General features: G+C 39.9%; 17 protein-coding genes. 10 read left to right on the top strand and 7 right to left on the bottom strand.

Annotated elements, in window-relative coordinates:
• The 9 genes from NTX86_03975 to NTX86_03935 form a co-directional block, all read left to right on the top strand.
• Positions 1-489, top strand: a 489-nt coding sequence (locus NTX86_03975) for a hypothetical protein (GenBank protein MCX5922460.1), incomplete at its 5' end; no start/stop codon positions are given.
• Positions 490-683: 194 nt separating this feature from the next.
• Complete coding sequence (locus NTX86_03970; GenBank protein ID MCX5922459.1) at positions 684-2,090, top strand: putative DNA binding domain-containing protein; 1,407 nt, start codon at positions 684-686, stop codon at positions 2,088-2,090.
• 195 nt (positions 2,091-2,285) lie between these two features.
• Positions 2,286-3,803 carry a hypothetical protein gene (locus NTX86_03965; GenBank protein ID MCX5922458.1) on the top strand — a complete coding sequence of 506 codons (1,518 nt, stop codon included), beginning with the start codon at positions 2,286-2,288 and terminating at the stop codon, positions 3,801-3,803.
• Between the two features lie 73 nt (positions 3,804-3,876).
• Positions 3,877-4,122, top strand: a complete 246-nt coding sequence (locus NTX86_03960) for a hypothetical protein (GenBank protein ID MCX5922457.1) — start codon at positions 3,877-3,879, stop codon at positions 4,120-4,122.
• The gene (locus NTX86_03955; protein MCX5922456.1) at positions 4,119-4,511 is read left to right on the top strand and encodes a type II toxin-antitoxin system death-on-curing family toxin; all 393 of its coding nucleotides are present in this window, start codon (positions 4,119-4,121) and stop codon (positions 4,509-4,511) included. The genes NTX86_03960 and NTX86_03955 overlap by 4 nt, the downstream gene beginning before the upstream one ends.
• A gap of 283 nt (positions 4,512-4,794) precedes the next feature.
• Positions 4,795-5,094: a hypothetical protein gene (locus NTX86_03950; GenBank protein MCX5922455.1), complete on the top strand. Its 300-nt coding sequence runs from the start codon at positions 4,795-4,797 to the stop codon at positions 5,092-5,094.
• A gap of 107 nt (positions 5,095-5,201) precedes the next feature.
• Positions 5,202-5,582 (top strand): hypothetical protein, encoded by a 381-nt coding sequence (locus NTX86_03945; protein MCX5922454.1) that lies wholly within the window; start codon positions 5,202-5,204, stop codon positions 5,580-5,582.
• A gap of 76 nt (positions 5,583-5,658) precedes the next feature.
• Positions 5,659-5,952, top strand: coding sequence for a hypothetical protein (locus NTX86_03940; GenBank protein MCX5922453.1), 294 nt, complete (start codon positions 5,659-5,661; stop codon positions 5,950-5,952).
• Positions 5,953-5,987: 35 nt separating this feature from the next.
• Entirely contained in the window at positions 5,988-6,353 is a 366-nt protein-coding gene (locus NTX86_03935) for a hypothetical protein (protein ID MCX5922452.1), read from the top strand.
• A 110-nt stretch (positions 6,354-6,463) separates the two neighbouring features.
• On the opposite strand, the gene groL is transcribed toward NTX86_03935, so the two are convergent.
• The 4 genes from groL to NTX86_03915 all read right to left on the bottom strand — a co-directional run bounded on the left by groL (position 6,464) and on the right by NTX86_03915 (position 9,471).
• Positions 6,464-8,095, bottom strand: a complete 1,632-nt coding sequence (groL, locus tag NTX86_03930; GenBank protein ID MCX5922451.1) for a chaperonin GroEL — start codon at positions 8,093-8,095, stop codon at positions 6,464-6,466.
• An 18-nt stretch (positions 8,096-8,113) separates the two neighbouring features.
• Entirely contained in the window at positions 8,114-8,401 is a 288-nt protein-coding gene (locus tag NTX86_03925; GenBank protein ID MCX5922450.1) for a co-chaperone GroES, read from the bottom strand.
• A gap of 172 nt (positions 8,402-8,573) precedes the next feature.
• Positions 8,574-9,008, bottom strand: coding sequence for a hypothetical protein (locus NTX86_03920; GenBank protein ID MCX5922449.1), 435 nt, complete (start codon positions 9,006-9,008; stop codon positions 8,574-8,576).
• A 49-nt stretch (positions 9,009-9,057) separates the two neighbouring features.
• Positions 9,058-9,471, bottom strand: a complete 414-nt coding sequence (locus NTX86_03915) for a hypothetical protein (GenBank protein ID MCX5922448.1) — start codon at positions 9,469-9,471, stop codon at positions 9,058-9,060.
• A gap of 104 nt (positions 9,472-9,575) precedes the next feature.
• On the opposite strand from NTX86_03915, the gene NTX86_03910 reads away from it, so the two are divergent.
• Positions 9,576-10,226 (top strand): ribulose-phosphate 3-epimerase, encoded by a 651-nt coding sequence (locus tag NTX86_03910; protein MCX5922447.1) that lies wholly within the window; start codon positions 9,576-9,578, stop codon positions 10,224-10,226.
• A 112-nt stretch (positions 10,227-10,338) separates the two neighbouring features.
• Here NTX86_03910 and NTX86_03905 read toward each other — a convergent pair whose 3' ends face one another.
• The 3 genes from NTX86_03905 to NTX86_03895 form a co-directional block, all read right to left on the bottom strand.
• Entirely contained in the window at positions 10,339-11,061 is a 723-nt protein-coding gene (locus NTX86_03905; GenBank protein MCX5922446.1) for a hypothetical protein, read from the bottom strand.
• Positions 11,062-11,089: 28 nt separating this feature from the next.
• A complete protein-coding gene (locus tag NTX86_03900; GenBank protein MCX5922445.1) occupies positions 11,090-11,839 on the bottom strand; it encodes a hypothetical protein in 750 nt (249 codons plus the stop codon).
• Between the two features lie 103 nt (positions 11,840-11,942).
• Entirely contained in the window at positions 11,943-13,013 is a 1,071-nt protein-coding gene (locus NTX86_03895; protein ID MCX5922444.1) for a hypothetical protein, read from the bottom strand.
• Between the last annotated feature and the right edge of the window lie 618 nt (positions 13,014-13,631).

Below are 13,631 nucleotides of genomic sequence, written 5' to 3'. Positions count from 1 at the left end.
GGCGCTACAGGCGCTACCGGCAGCACGGGTGCAACAGGTGTTGTCATAACTGGTGCAACAGGTGCTACCGGTATCAGTGGGTTATCTCAGTTCATTTATGCTTACAGCGACAATGGAACGCTTTTCAATCAAAACCCCATTATTACTTCCGGATTTTCACTATCGAGCGGCACAATCACTATTAACGAAACCGGTGTTTATATAGCATATTTTACCATGACGCCATCATGGACGGCTAATGTAGCAACTTGGCCAAACGAAACATATACGCTCTATCTTAATGGCACCGCAATTGCTTACTCTTTTATGCAAATAACGTATCATGATAGCATAACATCTACGTATACTTTATATGGTTCTCTGCCAGCCAGGGTTATATTTTCCGCAACTGCAGGCAGCACTCTTACTTTCACCGGTGGCCAAACACCTTTAGCAACTGGAGGCACCAATATTGCCGTTGCATCAATCATGGTCAAAAGGCTGTCGTAAGTTTTTGAAATAAAATCATCACCAAGAGGCTCGTAATCGGGTCTCTTGGTGAGCAAAGGCAGATCGTCAATGAGTGCCACAGCTGTGGAACCTTTAGAAAAAAATCACTCAACTATTTGTTTGCATTCTGATTATGATCAGCTATGGTTGATCAAGTAATAATAGAGCAAAAAACAATATGGTTAGGGTTTTTTATGAAAATCGCGCAGTTAAAAGCGCTTGTAAAGCGCGGTGAATCTGAAACATTAGAATTTAAGTCTTCAATAGCGGGAATAAAAGAAGGCATGAAAACAGTATGTGCCTTTTTGAATAGCGATAAAGGCGGTACGGTTCTTATTGGTGTTAAAGACGACGGCAAAATTATAGGTCAAGATGTTGCCGATTCAACACGCAAAACTGTAGCTACTGAAATAAATAAGATAGAGCCTCATGCAAAAATTGATGTCAAATATGTATGTGTAGTCGATGATCGTCACGTGATTGTATTGCTTGTAAATCCCGATGATAGGGCACCGTATACATATGATGGCCGTCCATATATGCGTAATCAATCAACTACAATGTATATGCCCAGGGACGAGCAAAACTACTTATACAATAGAAACAATCCGGGATTATGGGAGAGATTAGCTCATAACACATGCACAATTAAAGATCTGGACCATGGCAGAATCAAAGAGGTTGTTCGCATGGCTGTGTTTGAGCAAAGGCTGCCTGAAGCAGCTTTATCAGCAACTACTCCAAATATACTCAAAAAATTAAATTTAATGGTAGGAGATAAGCTTACCAATGCCGCGGTCATATTATTTTGCAAAGATGAAGACAAGCAATTTATGCAATCATCCATTCAGTTGGCCAGATTCAAAGGAACAACCAAAAGCGAGTTCCTGAATAACAAGAAGTACCGAGCAAATATTTTTGATTTGTATGACAAAGCAATGGACTTTTTGGTCTTTTGTCTGCCTGTTGCGGCTCGAATAGAACCAGGCAAATCGTCGCGTGTTGAAACCCCCGCAATTCCTTATTCTGTTTTGCGCGAGGCTCTCATCAATGCGTTAGCACATCGAGACAACAGCAATGCAGGAGGAAACATATCCGTTGCGGTATATGATGATCGTGTGAATATTACTAATGTTGGTGCTTTGCCCAGGGGTGTAGAGTTAAGTAAGCTTTCCAAGGAGCACCCATCAATTCAACGTAACCCTCTTATTTCAAGTGTGCTTTTTGCGTGCGGTAAGATTGAAAGATGGGGAAGAGGAACGCTTGATATGATCGAAGATTCAAAAAACGCTGGCAACCCATTGCCCATTTATGAAGAAATTGGCGGTAGTTTTTCGGTAACATTGCCCCTCAAAGAACCAATGCCTACTATTATTTATAAACAAAGCACTGATCTTGATAAACTGACTGATCGACAAAAAGAGATCATCGAAGCTTTACAGCAAGGGCCGCTTAAAATGCCTCAGATCATGAAAAGAATGAGTATAGCCTTAACAGATAGGACAACACAGCTGGAACTTGCAAAGCTTAAGAAGATGGGCTTAATCAAGTCTATAGGTAAAACCAAATCTACTATTTGGGCGCTGTCTGATAGTGACTAGGATTATGAAACCATTGCGAAATGATTACGAAACCATTGCGAAATGATTACGAAACTTTGTAGTGAATTTATTTTTCAAGATACAAGGTCAAATGTCTTTACACTTCCATTTTGAAAAAGAAAATCGCTTGAGTTTATGGAAAAGCTATCCTAAGCTAAAGAGCAAATTAAGAGATGTAAATTAAGGATGTAGCGCATGAAAAAATTTTTATTACTGATTATACCTCTGTTGATCGTTGCAGGCACATTATCTGCCCGCTATGAATCGTTCCAAGAAGAACTCATACCAAGATCGTTTCAAAAAGTAACCGGACGATCGTTTATGGCAAATCGTCCCATATTTGCCAATGTCGTCACCGAGCAAGCTGGTTGGCATAACTTTTATAATAACAAGAATGGCAAAAGTCTCAGCAGCATACAAATCACTGGCGCCTATCAACATTCACGTGGCGACCATCGCGTAACAGAATATTTTTTGACTGATTTCAAAACGCAACTTCTTGTTGCTGGTGATGCAATAGACACCGGCGCTGAGTGCCGCGACATTCGTGCAGAATGGTTAGGACTACCTTCTAATTTCAGTGGCAGATTCACCGTAAGCCCTTCTCAATTGCAATGGGCAATTATGCCCGAGTATAATCAAGACCTTAAAAATTTTACCGACATTTCATTCTTTCAAGATTCATGGATTGATATACAACTTCCACTCGTGTTTGTCAGAAACCGTATGAACCTCTGCCAATACGATGTCCAGCTTGGAACGAGCACTAATCCCGATGCACCACACGATATTGTTGAAGCTTTTAAACAACCTGCTTGGAAATTTGGCAAAATCGTAAACTGCCGCTCACGCTTTGAATTAGCTGCAATAATCTTGCGCATGGGCAAAACATATCGCTCGGAAGTTAATGGTCATCAAATTTATTATTACTCAAGCATTATATTTCCGACGGGTAGAAAACAAAACGCTGAGTATTTATTTGATGCTGTCACGGGGTATAATGGCCATGTTGGTATTAACGCTGGTGTTGGTTTTAATATTTTACTCAACAGAGATATCGAACGTTTTGCATTCTGCTTTTTCACCCATCTTGATGATGTGTTTTTGGTGCGCGATGACCAATGCAGAACCATGGGACTTATAGGCCGAGAACAAGGAGACGATTGTTGCACACCAACCAAACGCGAAGAAAAACTGCTCAGTAGATTTGTACAATTTAATACACGATGCCCAAATGAACAAAATGTGCCTGGTGTTAACGTTATGACACGCAAAGTGCGCGTCAAACCATTTAACATGATAGATTTTGCAGCAGGATTCCGACTTTCGGTTAACCAATGGCTTGAAGCAGAGATAGGTTACGGCATTTGGGGGCATGGACAAGAAGAACTCATTTTTGATAATGCAGAATCATTTGAAGCTGATTTTGGTATTGCAGGATCTGCTATCAATAAAACTGCCAACCTCAGTACTATTGCTCGACAAGCACCTGATGATGCTGTGTTTACACCAGTGACATTGTGCGATTTTGATTTTTATTCTGCATCAGGTTTCAGCGTATTGAACCACAAAGCTTATGGATCATTCACCCTGCAAGGCTTTGGCTGCAATTACGATGCGCTTCTTGCTGCCGGATGGTTTGTAGAATTTCCACAAAAGAATGGTGCACTCAGCACCTGGGGTGGATGGATTAAGTTCGGCGGATCAATGTAATTGACTATATTATTTTACGTTAAAAATTGCTGTATGCTAGTACGCATGATAATTAATAGAAGGAACATCTATCATGACAAAAACACTTACTAAACATGGCGACAATTTAGCATTGATTATAGATCAATCACTGTTAAAAAAATTAAAAATTAATCAAAAAACCGAATTAGAACTTTCCATTAAAAACGGCACTCTCATAATAAAACCTATCGAAAAACCTGAAAAAAAAACAAAATCAAAAGATGAAAAAATCGACGAAGTAGCAAAAAAAATCATGAAAAAGTACGCTTCTGTATTTAAAAAGCTTGCTAAACCATGAACGCTGTAAAATTTCTTGAACATAAAGCTGTTTTAAGGCTTCATTGCCAAGTCATTGATGAATTTGGTGGCATTCATGGCTTACGTGATTCAAAACTTTTAGATTCAGCCCTTGCACAACCCCAAATAACAATCTTTAGCGAATATGCATATAAAGATATTTTTGAAATGGCCACAGCATATTGTTATCATCTTATCAAGAATCATCCTTTCATAGATGGCAATAAACGTATAGGATTACTCACAGCACTTACTTTTCTTGAACTTAATGGAATAATCATAGATGCTCCATTTGATGAACTCTATGATATGACAATGAAGATTGCCGATTCAAAGATTACCAAAGAAAAAATTACTCAATTTTTCAAAAAACATTCAAAAAAACTATAGATTTCACCCCTGCCTGCCCTTCGAAGCTTAAAAAGCGAAGTAGGGCCGTCTTCCCTGCCTGTCCGCCGAAGCCTTAGCGTAGGAGGGAGCCTTGTCGAAGGGTCCTTAGATATATCCCTAATCATATTAAAAAAACTATTGCAATTTGAATTTTATATGTGTTATCATGAGTATTGTACAGGGAAAAGCTATGAATCCATTGCTGTCTTTAAAGTTAAGGCATGCAAAGAACAACTGACCCTGCAAGAACAATAATAACCCTTATAAAAACAGGAGACTTCTTATGAAGAACAAAAAAATAATTGGTTTAACCTTTTTCGTTACACTTTTGTGTACTCTTTCTAGCAGTAATCTTGAAGCGTGGTTTGGCCGCGATCGAGACGGAGAAAATCGAGGATTAATTGGCAACGTCGTGGTAGACACAGCTGAAGTCGCAGCAAACACTGTAGAAGGTGCTACTGATGTGGCCGGTGGTGCTGTACGAGATGTTGCAGAAGGCAATATAGTAACGGGTCGTCGATATGCAGATGATTCTGATGAATATGTAAATTATTCTGATGAGATTGATGAAAGCCAATCATAAGAATATAATCATCGAAATAAAAAATAGTAAATGTATTAAACAAGACCTGCACACACTGCAGGTCTTGTTTAATACTACCGAAACCTTAAAAAACAGGAGAATCACTCATGATGAACAAAAAAACAATTAGTTTCACTTTTTTAATAACACTTTTATGTGTTCTTTCAAATAATGGACTTGAAGCTCACGGCCGCGCAGGTGGCATAATCGGCGGACTATTAACGGGTGCGGCGATTACTACCGCTGCAGCACTAGGCGATGGCTACTATTATGACGATTATTACTATGACCCTGAATTTGATGACTATTATTTCTATGATGGTCGCCGTTACTATGACGATAGACCAGTTAGATATGAATACGTAAGAGAAAATCATAGAAGAGAAAGACCGACAGAAAGAACAACAGAGACGACAAGAACAGAAAAGAGATCAGATGACGGTCGTCGATCTGAAAGAACTACCATAAAAACAAGAACATCAAAATAACAAGAGAGCTTATATATTCAGAGAGACCTGCGCCCGTAGGTCTCTCTGAGTAATATGATTCCAGGAGGCACTTCCCATGAAAACTAAAAAATTTATTACCTTAGCACTAGCTACTATTATTACCGTAGTATTTTTAAATAATACTCTTGAGGCTGCAAAAAATAACAATGCATATAGCAAAGATCAATATAATGGATTCGATCGTAATACTGACACTGATAGAAAAAAAACAAAAATAAAAAAAAGACGAACTAGAAAATCAGCTCCAACAAGTAGAGCCAATGTCGTCAGTCCTGATACTGAAAGAAATTCGTACGGATTAACCTCACAGTCAGCTGGTCGAGGAACTGAGATGGTCGGAAGAGATTAGATAAAATATAACCCTAAAAAAAAGGAGACTAACTCATGATGAACAAAAAAATAATTGGTTTCACCTTATTGGCGACCCTTACGTGTGGTCTATTAAATACCAATCTTAAAGCTGACAGAACCGTCGGTGAATGGGCAGAAGACACTGCGCACAGCGCTGGACAAGCACTAGAGAACGCAGCGGAAGACGTATCCAATTTTGCATCAGATACGGCAAGTAAGTTACGAGGTGATGATTATTATAGTCGTTCTGAAAGAAAATCAACCGATGGTGGAGTCACCAAAACAACTAAAAAAACAGAACGAGTGAACAAAGGTAAAAAATATAAAACTAAAAAAGTTAAAAAATCTGGTCGCGATGGTTATACAAAAACAACGACCAAAGAAGAAACCGTACAATAAAAGTTAGAAATCTCTTGTAGATATTTTAGGAATAAAAAGAGCCCCGCATTAAAAAAATGCGAGGCTCTTTTTATTATCTTAATTCTAATGTAATCACGTAGTGATTTAAATTAATACATGCCGCCCATGCCGCCGTGAGGATGACTTGCAGGAGCTTCCTTTTTCTCTTCAGGAAGTTCGCAAATCGTCGCTTCGGTTGTCAAGAGCAAGCCAGCAATTGATGCCGCATATTGAATCGCAGAGCGAGTCACTTTTGCAGGATCAATAATACCAGCAGCGATCATATCAACGTATACGCCCTTCTTTGCATCAAAGCCCATAGAACCTGTTGATTCTTTAACTTTGTTGGTAACAACAGAAGCTTCAAAACCAGCATTGCTTACAATGATACGTAAAGGTTCTTCTAATGAACGACGAACAATGTGTGCGCCAAGCTTTTCATCACCTTCAAGTGTCAATGCATCTACTGCTGATTGTGCGCGAATTAATGCAACACCACCACCAGCGACAATACCTTCTTCGATTGCTGCACGAGTCGCGTGGAGCGCATCTTCGATACGGTCTTTCTTTTCTTTCATTTCGGTTTCAGTTGCTGCACCTACTTTGATTACTGCAACGCCGCCAGCTAATTTAGCTAAACGTTCGAGCATTTTTTCTTTATCGTAATCAGATTCAGTGTTATCAATTTGTGCTCTAATTTGTAGAACACGGCCTTTGATTGATTCGACTAATCCTTGGCCTTCAATGATAGTGCAATTATCTTTTGTGATAACTACTTTTTTAGCGGTACCAAGATCGTATGAGGTGACGCTTTCAAGCTTCAACCCAAGATCATCAGACACTAATTTGCCACCAGTTAACACTGCAATGTCTTCAAGCATAGCTTTACGACGATCGCCAAAGCCAGGAGCTTTAACTGCTGCAACATTAATGGTGCCACGCAATTTGTTGACTACCAATGTTGCAAGCGCTTCGCCTTCAACATCTTCAGCAATAATTACTAATGAACGACCAGCTTTTGCAACAAACTCAAGCGTCGGAAGCAAGCTCTTCATGCTGCTGATCTTTTTTTCGTAGATCAAGATGAAAGGGCTATCAAAAGTAGCTTCCATTTTTTCGGTGTTGGTGACAAAGTATGGTGATAGATAACCACGATCAAATTGCATGCCTTCAACAACATCTAATTCATCTTGCATACCTTTTGCTTCTTCAACGGTGATCACACCATCGCGTCCCACACGTTCCATTGCAACAGCAATTTGCTGTCCAACAACTTCGTCTGAGTTAGCAGAAATAGTAGCAATTTGTTCGATTTCTTTTTTATCGCTGATTGGTTTTGCATTTTCTTTGATGTGTTTTACGACAGCAAGAACTGCTTTATCAATACCGCGTTTAAGTTCCATTGGGTTTGCACCGGCAGTAACAAATTTGTTACCTTCACGGAATATCGCTTGCGCAAGCACGGTTGCGGTTGTTGTACCGTCACCTGCTATGTCAGCTGTTTTGCTTGCAACTTCACGCACCATTTGTGCGCCCATGTTTTCTAACTTATCTTTAAGTTCGATTTCTTTAGCAACACTGACACCATCTTTGGTGATGACTGGAGAACCAAATGAACGTTCAAAAATTACGTTGCGACCTTTGGGCCCGAGGGTTACTTTAACCGCATCAGCAAGTGTATCAATCCCTTTACGGATCTTTTCACGTGCATCAACGCCAAAAGTTATTTTTTTTGATGACATACTAAAAACTCCTTATTGTTATTTTTCAATAATGCCTAAAATTTCATCTTCACGAACAATCAGGTAGTCTTTGCCAGCTTCGGTACCAGAATATTTACCAAAATAGACAAGGTCACCAACTGCAACATGCAATGGAGTAACTTTACCCGTTGTGTCAATACGACCGGTTCCCACAGCAATGACCTTACCTGTTTGTGCTTTTTCACGAGCTGCATCAGGAATATAAATGCCACCGGCAGTTTTTTCCTGATCTTCTACACGTGCCACTAAAACACGGTCGCCCAAGGGGCGGAATTTTTCAAACATGCTTGCTTCCTCCTATAAAAATTAACACTATTTTTTACTCTTTAAAACCACACTTTTCACTTCTTCACTTAAAATTAGTTTAGAATGAAATCTTAAAAACTCAATAACGATATCTTCGAAGAAGGACTCAGATATCGATGTTTTTTATTCTTAATAGACCATCGCAAAATGATTAGCAGCAGGACTCTTCCGAACCACAGCAACCATCTTCATCTTTTTGAACAGTTTGACCCACCAAATCTTTAACTTTTTCAGGAGTTGGCTGGTAGAGGTCCAATACGTTGCCGCTTGGATCTTTAAAACTAACCATAATCCCGTGTACCGCTTCTTGTGGTTCGCCAAAAAAGTGAATATCATCTTTACGAGCTAAATACATACCCTTAAGATCTTCCACTTCTAAGACAATTCCTGTACGGATTAAGCCAAGATCTTCACTGGTTGGACATAAGCCAAGCTTAACGTCACCCAATTCAAATTCAGCCCATTTTTCTTTTAAATGAAACTTAAGTCTGAAGCCTAGACCTTGATAAAATTCAACTGCTTTGGCTAGATCTTGTTCCATTAAGATGATCATGCCTACTTTTTTTACGCCTTGTTCTACTGTCATATCATTCCTATTCATATACAATAATTAACTAAAAAAACCTATTTCAATGTTACTGTGCTGGCATAGCCAAAACATACGCCGTCGCGGCTAATCCAGCAAGCGCCGCTGCTGAAACAACACACAATGGTTGCGCACTTGCTTCGTGCTTCACTTCATATTCTTGACCCGTCACTCTTTTATGCGTTGCCACACAAAGCCACTTTGCCAAGCGATACAATTTATAGCCAGCTAGGCCAACTAAGCCGCCGCCTATGGCTGATGCTCCAATGCCACCAAAAGCGACCATGCGGCCTGTTTGCTCAGGCTCTAAGCCAGCTTTGACCGATAACTTACCACATTCAAAGCTAAACTGAGCCAACTGCTTTGCTGTCTCAAATCCCAGTTCTTTAAAGCTAACCGCCTGAACTTGAGCACTAGCCATCAATAACAGCGCCAAAAAAGCAGCTGAACCATATTTTTTCATATAATAACCCCTAAAAAATAGAAATGGTTTACCTAAAATTCCCATACATGTTAGTATACCACAAATGCCTAAAATCACATAAAAAAACAGGAGTTTTACACGCCATGGCACTCATTTTTCCTTCATTAATTTCGGCCGATTTACTTAACTTACAAAACGAAATAAAAACCCTCGACCCCTACTGCGACGGCTACCATTTGGACATTATGGACCACCATTTTGTCCCAAACCTGACCTGGGGGGTAGCATTTATGCATGCAATAGCCGCAGCCACATGTCGACCACTCTGGGTTCACTTGATGGTTGAAAATCCTGGGACATGGCTTGAAGAACTCAACCTACCAGCCGGTAGCATAGTGAGTTTTCACATAGAAACAATTAAAGATGCAATGAGCTTAATTAATCGCATTCATGAAAAAAAATGGCGGGCAAGCATTGCACTATCGCCAAAAACCAACGTAGAGACAATTTTTCCATTCTTGAATGTCATAGATCAAGTTTTAGTAATGTCGGTGGAACCTGGGTTCTCTGGACAGCAATTTATACTAGCCGCGGTGGATAAAGTTGATAAACTTGTGGCCTATCGGCAAGCACACGACCTGCCATTTACCATCGGAATGGATGGCGGCATTAATAAAGAAAATATCACCATGCTCGTTGATCATGGCGTGCAAGATATAGCAATTGCCAATGCAATTTTTGGACACAAAGATCGCGTTGCTGCTTTGCAAAAATTGAAAGCACTTATCAAATAACTACGCTAATCAAAAAAAAAGAGGATGCAGATGCATCCTCCCTATAATCTAAATCAAATTTATAAATTTTTTAACCATCCTCTTATTTTAAAAATCTCACAAACAAACTTCTCTATTCAATGTCAGAATGCTCAGAAACTTCACCTATAGCATCCATAAAGCCGGCTGCGTTTCTTTCTTGACGTTTTGCAAGAGCAGCTTCACTCATCTGTTTCAATAAAATTTTATTTCTGCGCGCTTTCTTTTTTTGCTCTTTTTTCTTTGCTTCAATAATCCGCTGCTTATCTTCTTGTTGCTTGCGCTCATCTTCGAGCAAACGTTCTTGCTCAGCTTCTTGTCGTTTGCGTTCAGCTTCCTGCAAACGTTCTTGCTCAGCTTTAGCTTTGCGCATGCGCTCTTCCATAAATTCTTTTCTGCGCGCATCGTCTTCACGCATTTTTTTCATGCACTCAATAATCTGTCGCTCAGATTCTTGTTGTCGAGCTTGCTCTGCATCACGCATTGTCTTCTGTTGCTCTGCATTATACATAAGACGCTTCACTGATTCAGTTAAACTCATAACATTTCTGTTTCTGTTTTTTTCAGAATAATCATCAAGCATTTTCTGCATCTCTTCTCTGAATCTTGCCTCATTGCGCGCTTGATATGCAGCATATTTTTTTGCAAGCCATGAATACACGCATGCAGCACCTGCCGCCGTAACTATGCCAGTAATAAACGGATGCTTAGTAGCTATTTTTTGTACATTCTTACACAAGCAACAAGCATCAGCCGGAGCTACAATCGATGCACTCATTAACACTATCAATACTATTTTTGATATTCTATTCTTCATATACATACTCTCCACTTTTTCCGATTGATTACTTCTTGCTGAACCATGATGGTAGACCATATTTGACTACATAGCCCGCAAAACCCGCCACAGCGGCTGTTGTTGCCACAGCAAACTTACAAAAATTTCTGCTGAAGAAGCTTGGTGGATTGAGTTCATTTTTTAATGTTGCAATGCAATCACACAACGTCGAAATGCTTGCAATGGCAACCCATTTCTTAGAAGAATTGTTTGGATTAGCTTTGTAATCGGCAACTGCTGCACCAACATTTGTAATCTTAGTTTCAAGCTCACTAAATTTTTGCATGCTAACCTGACCGGGAGCAGACGGTAACGATTTCACTGCTTGCAATTCATGCTTAAGTTCATACGCAAAACGCTCACCCAAAGATTGAGTAGGAATTTGTCCCGTAACTACTTGTCCGTGAATCTTGCCAGCTTCTTGTGCTATTAAATCCAAAATTTGTGTGTCAGATTTTTTCATCAAACGATGCAAAACATAACCACTAACAGCAATACCAGCTGCTGCTGCAATAGCTTTAGATGGATTATGCAAAGCACTGCGTCCAAGGTAAGAAGCACCTGTGCCTAAAAACTTAAGGCCCGATGAACACGCAGCTGAAAAAGCTTTGTGTGTTTTATTTTTTTGTTCCAACAATCCAAGCAGCCTTGTTTGCATAAGCAAATCTTGCAACTCTTGTTTTGTTCCCATCGCACCAGACTGAGCGAATGATGTCAAAAGAACCAGTGATAATACTGTGTTTAAAAACTTTTTCATAATAATCCTCCAATTATGTAATGAGAGGTGGATGCGTTGGTTAAAACGCATCCACCACAAAGCTCTAGCTTATCGAATGTGACCGTTGTTTAAGCAATAATGCTTACTGAGCTGCTTGTGTTTTTGACAATTGCTCGTTAACTAAAGCAATAACTGATGTCAATGCTTTAGATCTTTGTTGGATATCAACTGGAGTGATTGAATTTTGCAATTTAGCAATGCGAATATTCAATGTTTCAACAGCTGTATTCTTTTGCCCGTTTTCGCTATTAACGAATTTAACGGTTAATGCTTGAACTCGAGCATCGTTAACCATAGCTTGCGCTCGAGCAATCAAGGTAGCTTCTGGAGTTGCGGCAACAACTGGAGTTGATAAAACAAATGAAGCCATTACTGCTTTACCAGTAAGACTAGCAACAACTGGAGTAGCTTTAACAGCTACTGGACGAGTCATATATTTGTAAATACCATAGGTAACACCTAAAGTAGCAACTGTTGCCGCTGCAATCACGCCAGACTTCTTAGGATTGGCTTTAACTGCATCAAAAAGATATCTGCTGTTAGTTGCAACTTTATCCGCAACAAACATGCCTGCATCTTTTGCTTTACCAGCAGCAAACACTGTAGCGTCTTTTGCTTTGCCAGCAGCAAAGATTGTAGCGTCTTTTGCTCTAACAGCGCCAGACACAACAGCTTCTTTTGCTTTACCAGATACAACAGCATCTTTTGCAGAATTAAATCCTGCCAAAACAGCAGTTCTAGCTTCAGGCTTGTTGTATGCAGCAGCACCAACTATAGCGGTAAGACCAAGCGTTCCTATAGTTATTTTTGGATTCGCTTTTACTTTGTTTGCTATAGCTTCGCGATTGTACGCAATAGTACCAACAGCAGTTGTACCGGCAACTATACCAGCCGTTGCATATGGGTTCTCTTTAGCTAATTGCCATGCTGCGTTTGCTTGTCTCTTACCAAAATCAAGAAATCTGCTCGTCATGCTTCTGAAAGCAGGTGTTTGTGCGTAAGCAGGGAGTTTGCCAGGAATTGTTTGCACAGTAGCCTTAGCTAATGCTAAAGAACCGTTAGGAACTATTTCTGTAATTACTTCCATTGAGAACGCTGGAACCACTGAAATTAAGAGCGCCAGTGAAAACGCTTTTTTGAATGTACCCTTCATAAGTATCCTCCATAAAAAGGGGTTGTTTAAAAAAAACTTCCATTTCGCACCACGTTTATAGTGGTACTAATATCAATCCTACTCACAATAATAATAATGTCAATGAGATATTATTGTATTTTTTTAAAATAAAACATTTCAAATTAAAAATTTATCTAGGTGGCCTGCCCCTCGTCGCTCTTCGAGCTATGACGGGCTTCGCCATACGTACTTCGATACAATTCTCTACGAGAATCACTCAGGATGAGCGAACAGCCGAGTCTAAAATAGTGATCTTTTAAGATCACCAGACCCGGATAAGCATAGTATGGTGCCGTAGCTCATGGAGCCCGGCACCCTGTGCCTACTCATAGGTGATCTGTTTTTTGTGTTATTTGGGGGACTTATAACCTCGACCCCTGATTGTTCGATATAATCCTCCTTCGCTAATCCATGCCTGGTGATCTTAAAGATCACTATTTTCGGCCTGGCTAACTATGGTGGACAGGCTCTAAATCTGAAAAGATCTTTATCCCTCTACGCTAGTCCAGGCCATCAGGCTTGGCTAGCTACGCCGGAATTTGGGCTGTGGCGGACAGGGCTGAACCTGAAGCGCCCTTGAAAGAGCCCTTTTACCAT

Source organism: Candidatus Dependentiae bacterium (genome assembly GCA_026389015.1).
In the GTDB taxonomy this organism is placed as follows: Bacteria; Babelota; Babeliae; order Babelales; family Vermiphilaceae; genus JAPLIR01.
Note: the sequence above shows the minus strand (reverse complement) of the source record. Positions and strands in the feature narration are given on the sequence as shown.

Excerpts from the sequence above, each read along its gene's own strand:
- NTX86_03925 (MCX5922450.1), bottom strand. The coding sequence starts at position 8,401 with ATGTTTGAAAAATTCCGCCCCTTGGGCGACCGTGTTTTAGTGGCACGT.
- NTX86_03895 (MCX5922444.1), bottom strand. The coding sequence starts at position 13,013 with ATGAAGGGTACATTCAAAAAAGCGTTTTCACTGGCGCTCTTAATTTCA.
- NTX86_03920 (MCX5922449.1), bottom strand. The coding sequence starts at position 9,008 with ATGACAGTAGAACAAGGCGTAAAAAAAGTAGGCATGATCATCTTAATG.
- NTX86_03965 (MCX5922458.1), top strand. The coding sequence starts at position 2,286 with ATGAAAAAATTTTTATTACTGATTATACCTCTGTTGATCGTTGCAGGC.
- NTX86_03935 (MCX5922452.1), top strand. The coding sequence starts at position 5,988 with ATGATGAACAAAAAAATAATTGGTTTCACCTTATTGGCGACCCTTACG.
- NTX86_03900 (MCX5922445.1), bottom strand. The coding sequence starts at position 11,839 with ATGAAAAAGTTTTTAAACACAGTATTATCACTGGTTCTTTTGACATCA.
- NTX86_03970 (MCX5922459.1), top strand. The coding sequence starts at position 684 with ATGAAAATCGCGCAGTTAAAAGCGCTTGTAAAGCGCGGTGAATCTGAA.
- NTX86_03905 (MCX5922446.1), bottom strand. The coding sequence starts at position 11,061 with ATGAAGAATAGAATATCAAAAATAGTATTGATAGTGTTAATGAGTGCA.
- NTX86_03910 (MCX5922447.1), top strand. The coding sequence starts at position 9,576 with ATGGCACTCATTTTTCCTTCATTAATTTCGGCCGATTTACTTAACTTA.
- NTX86_03915 (MCX5922448.1), bottom strand. The coding sequence starts at position 9,471 with ATGAAAAAATATGGTTCAGCTGCTTTTTTGGCGCTGTTATTGATGGCT.
- NTX86_03940 (MCX5922453.1), top strand. The coding sequence starts at position 5,659 with ATGAAAACTAAAAAATTTATTACCTTAGCACTAGCTACTATTATTACC.
- NTX86_03945 (MCX5922454.1), top strand. The coding sequence starts at position 5,202 with ATGATGAACAAAAAAACAATTAGTTTCACTTTTTTAATAACACTTTTA.
- NTX86_03950 (MCX5922455.1), top strand. The coding sequence starts at position 4,795 with ATGAAGAACAAAAAAATAATTGGTTTAACCTTTTTCGTTACACTTTTG.
- NTX86_03955 (MCX5922456.1), top strand. The coding sequence starts at position 4,119 with ATGAACGCTGTAAAATTTCTTGAACATAAAGCTGTTTTAAGGCTTCAT.
- NTX86_03960 (MCX5922457.1), top strand. The coding sequence starts at position 3,877 with ATGACAAAAACACTTACTAAACATGGCGACAATTTAGCATTGATTATA.
- groL (MCX5922451.1), bottom strand. The coding sequence starts at position 8,095 with ATGTCATCAAAAAAAATAACTTTTGGCGTTGATGCACGTGAAAAGATC.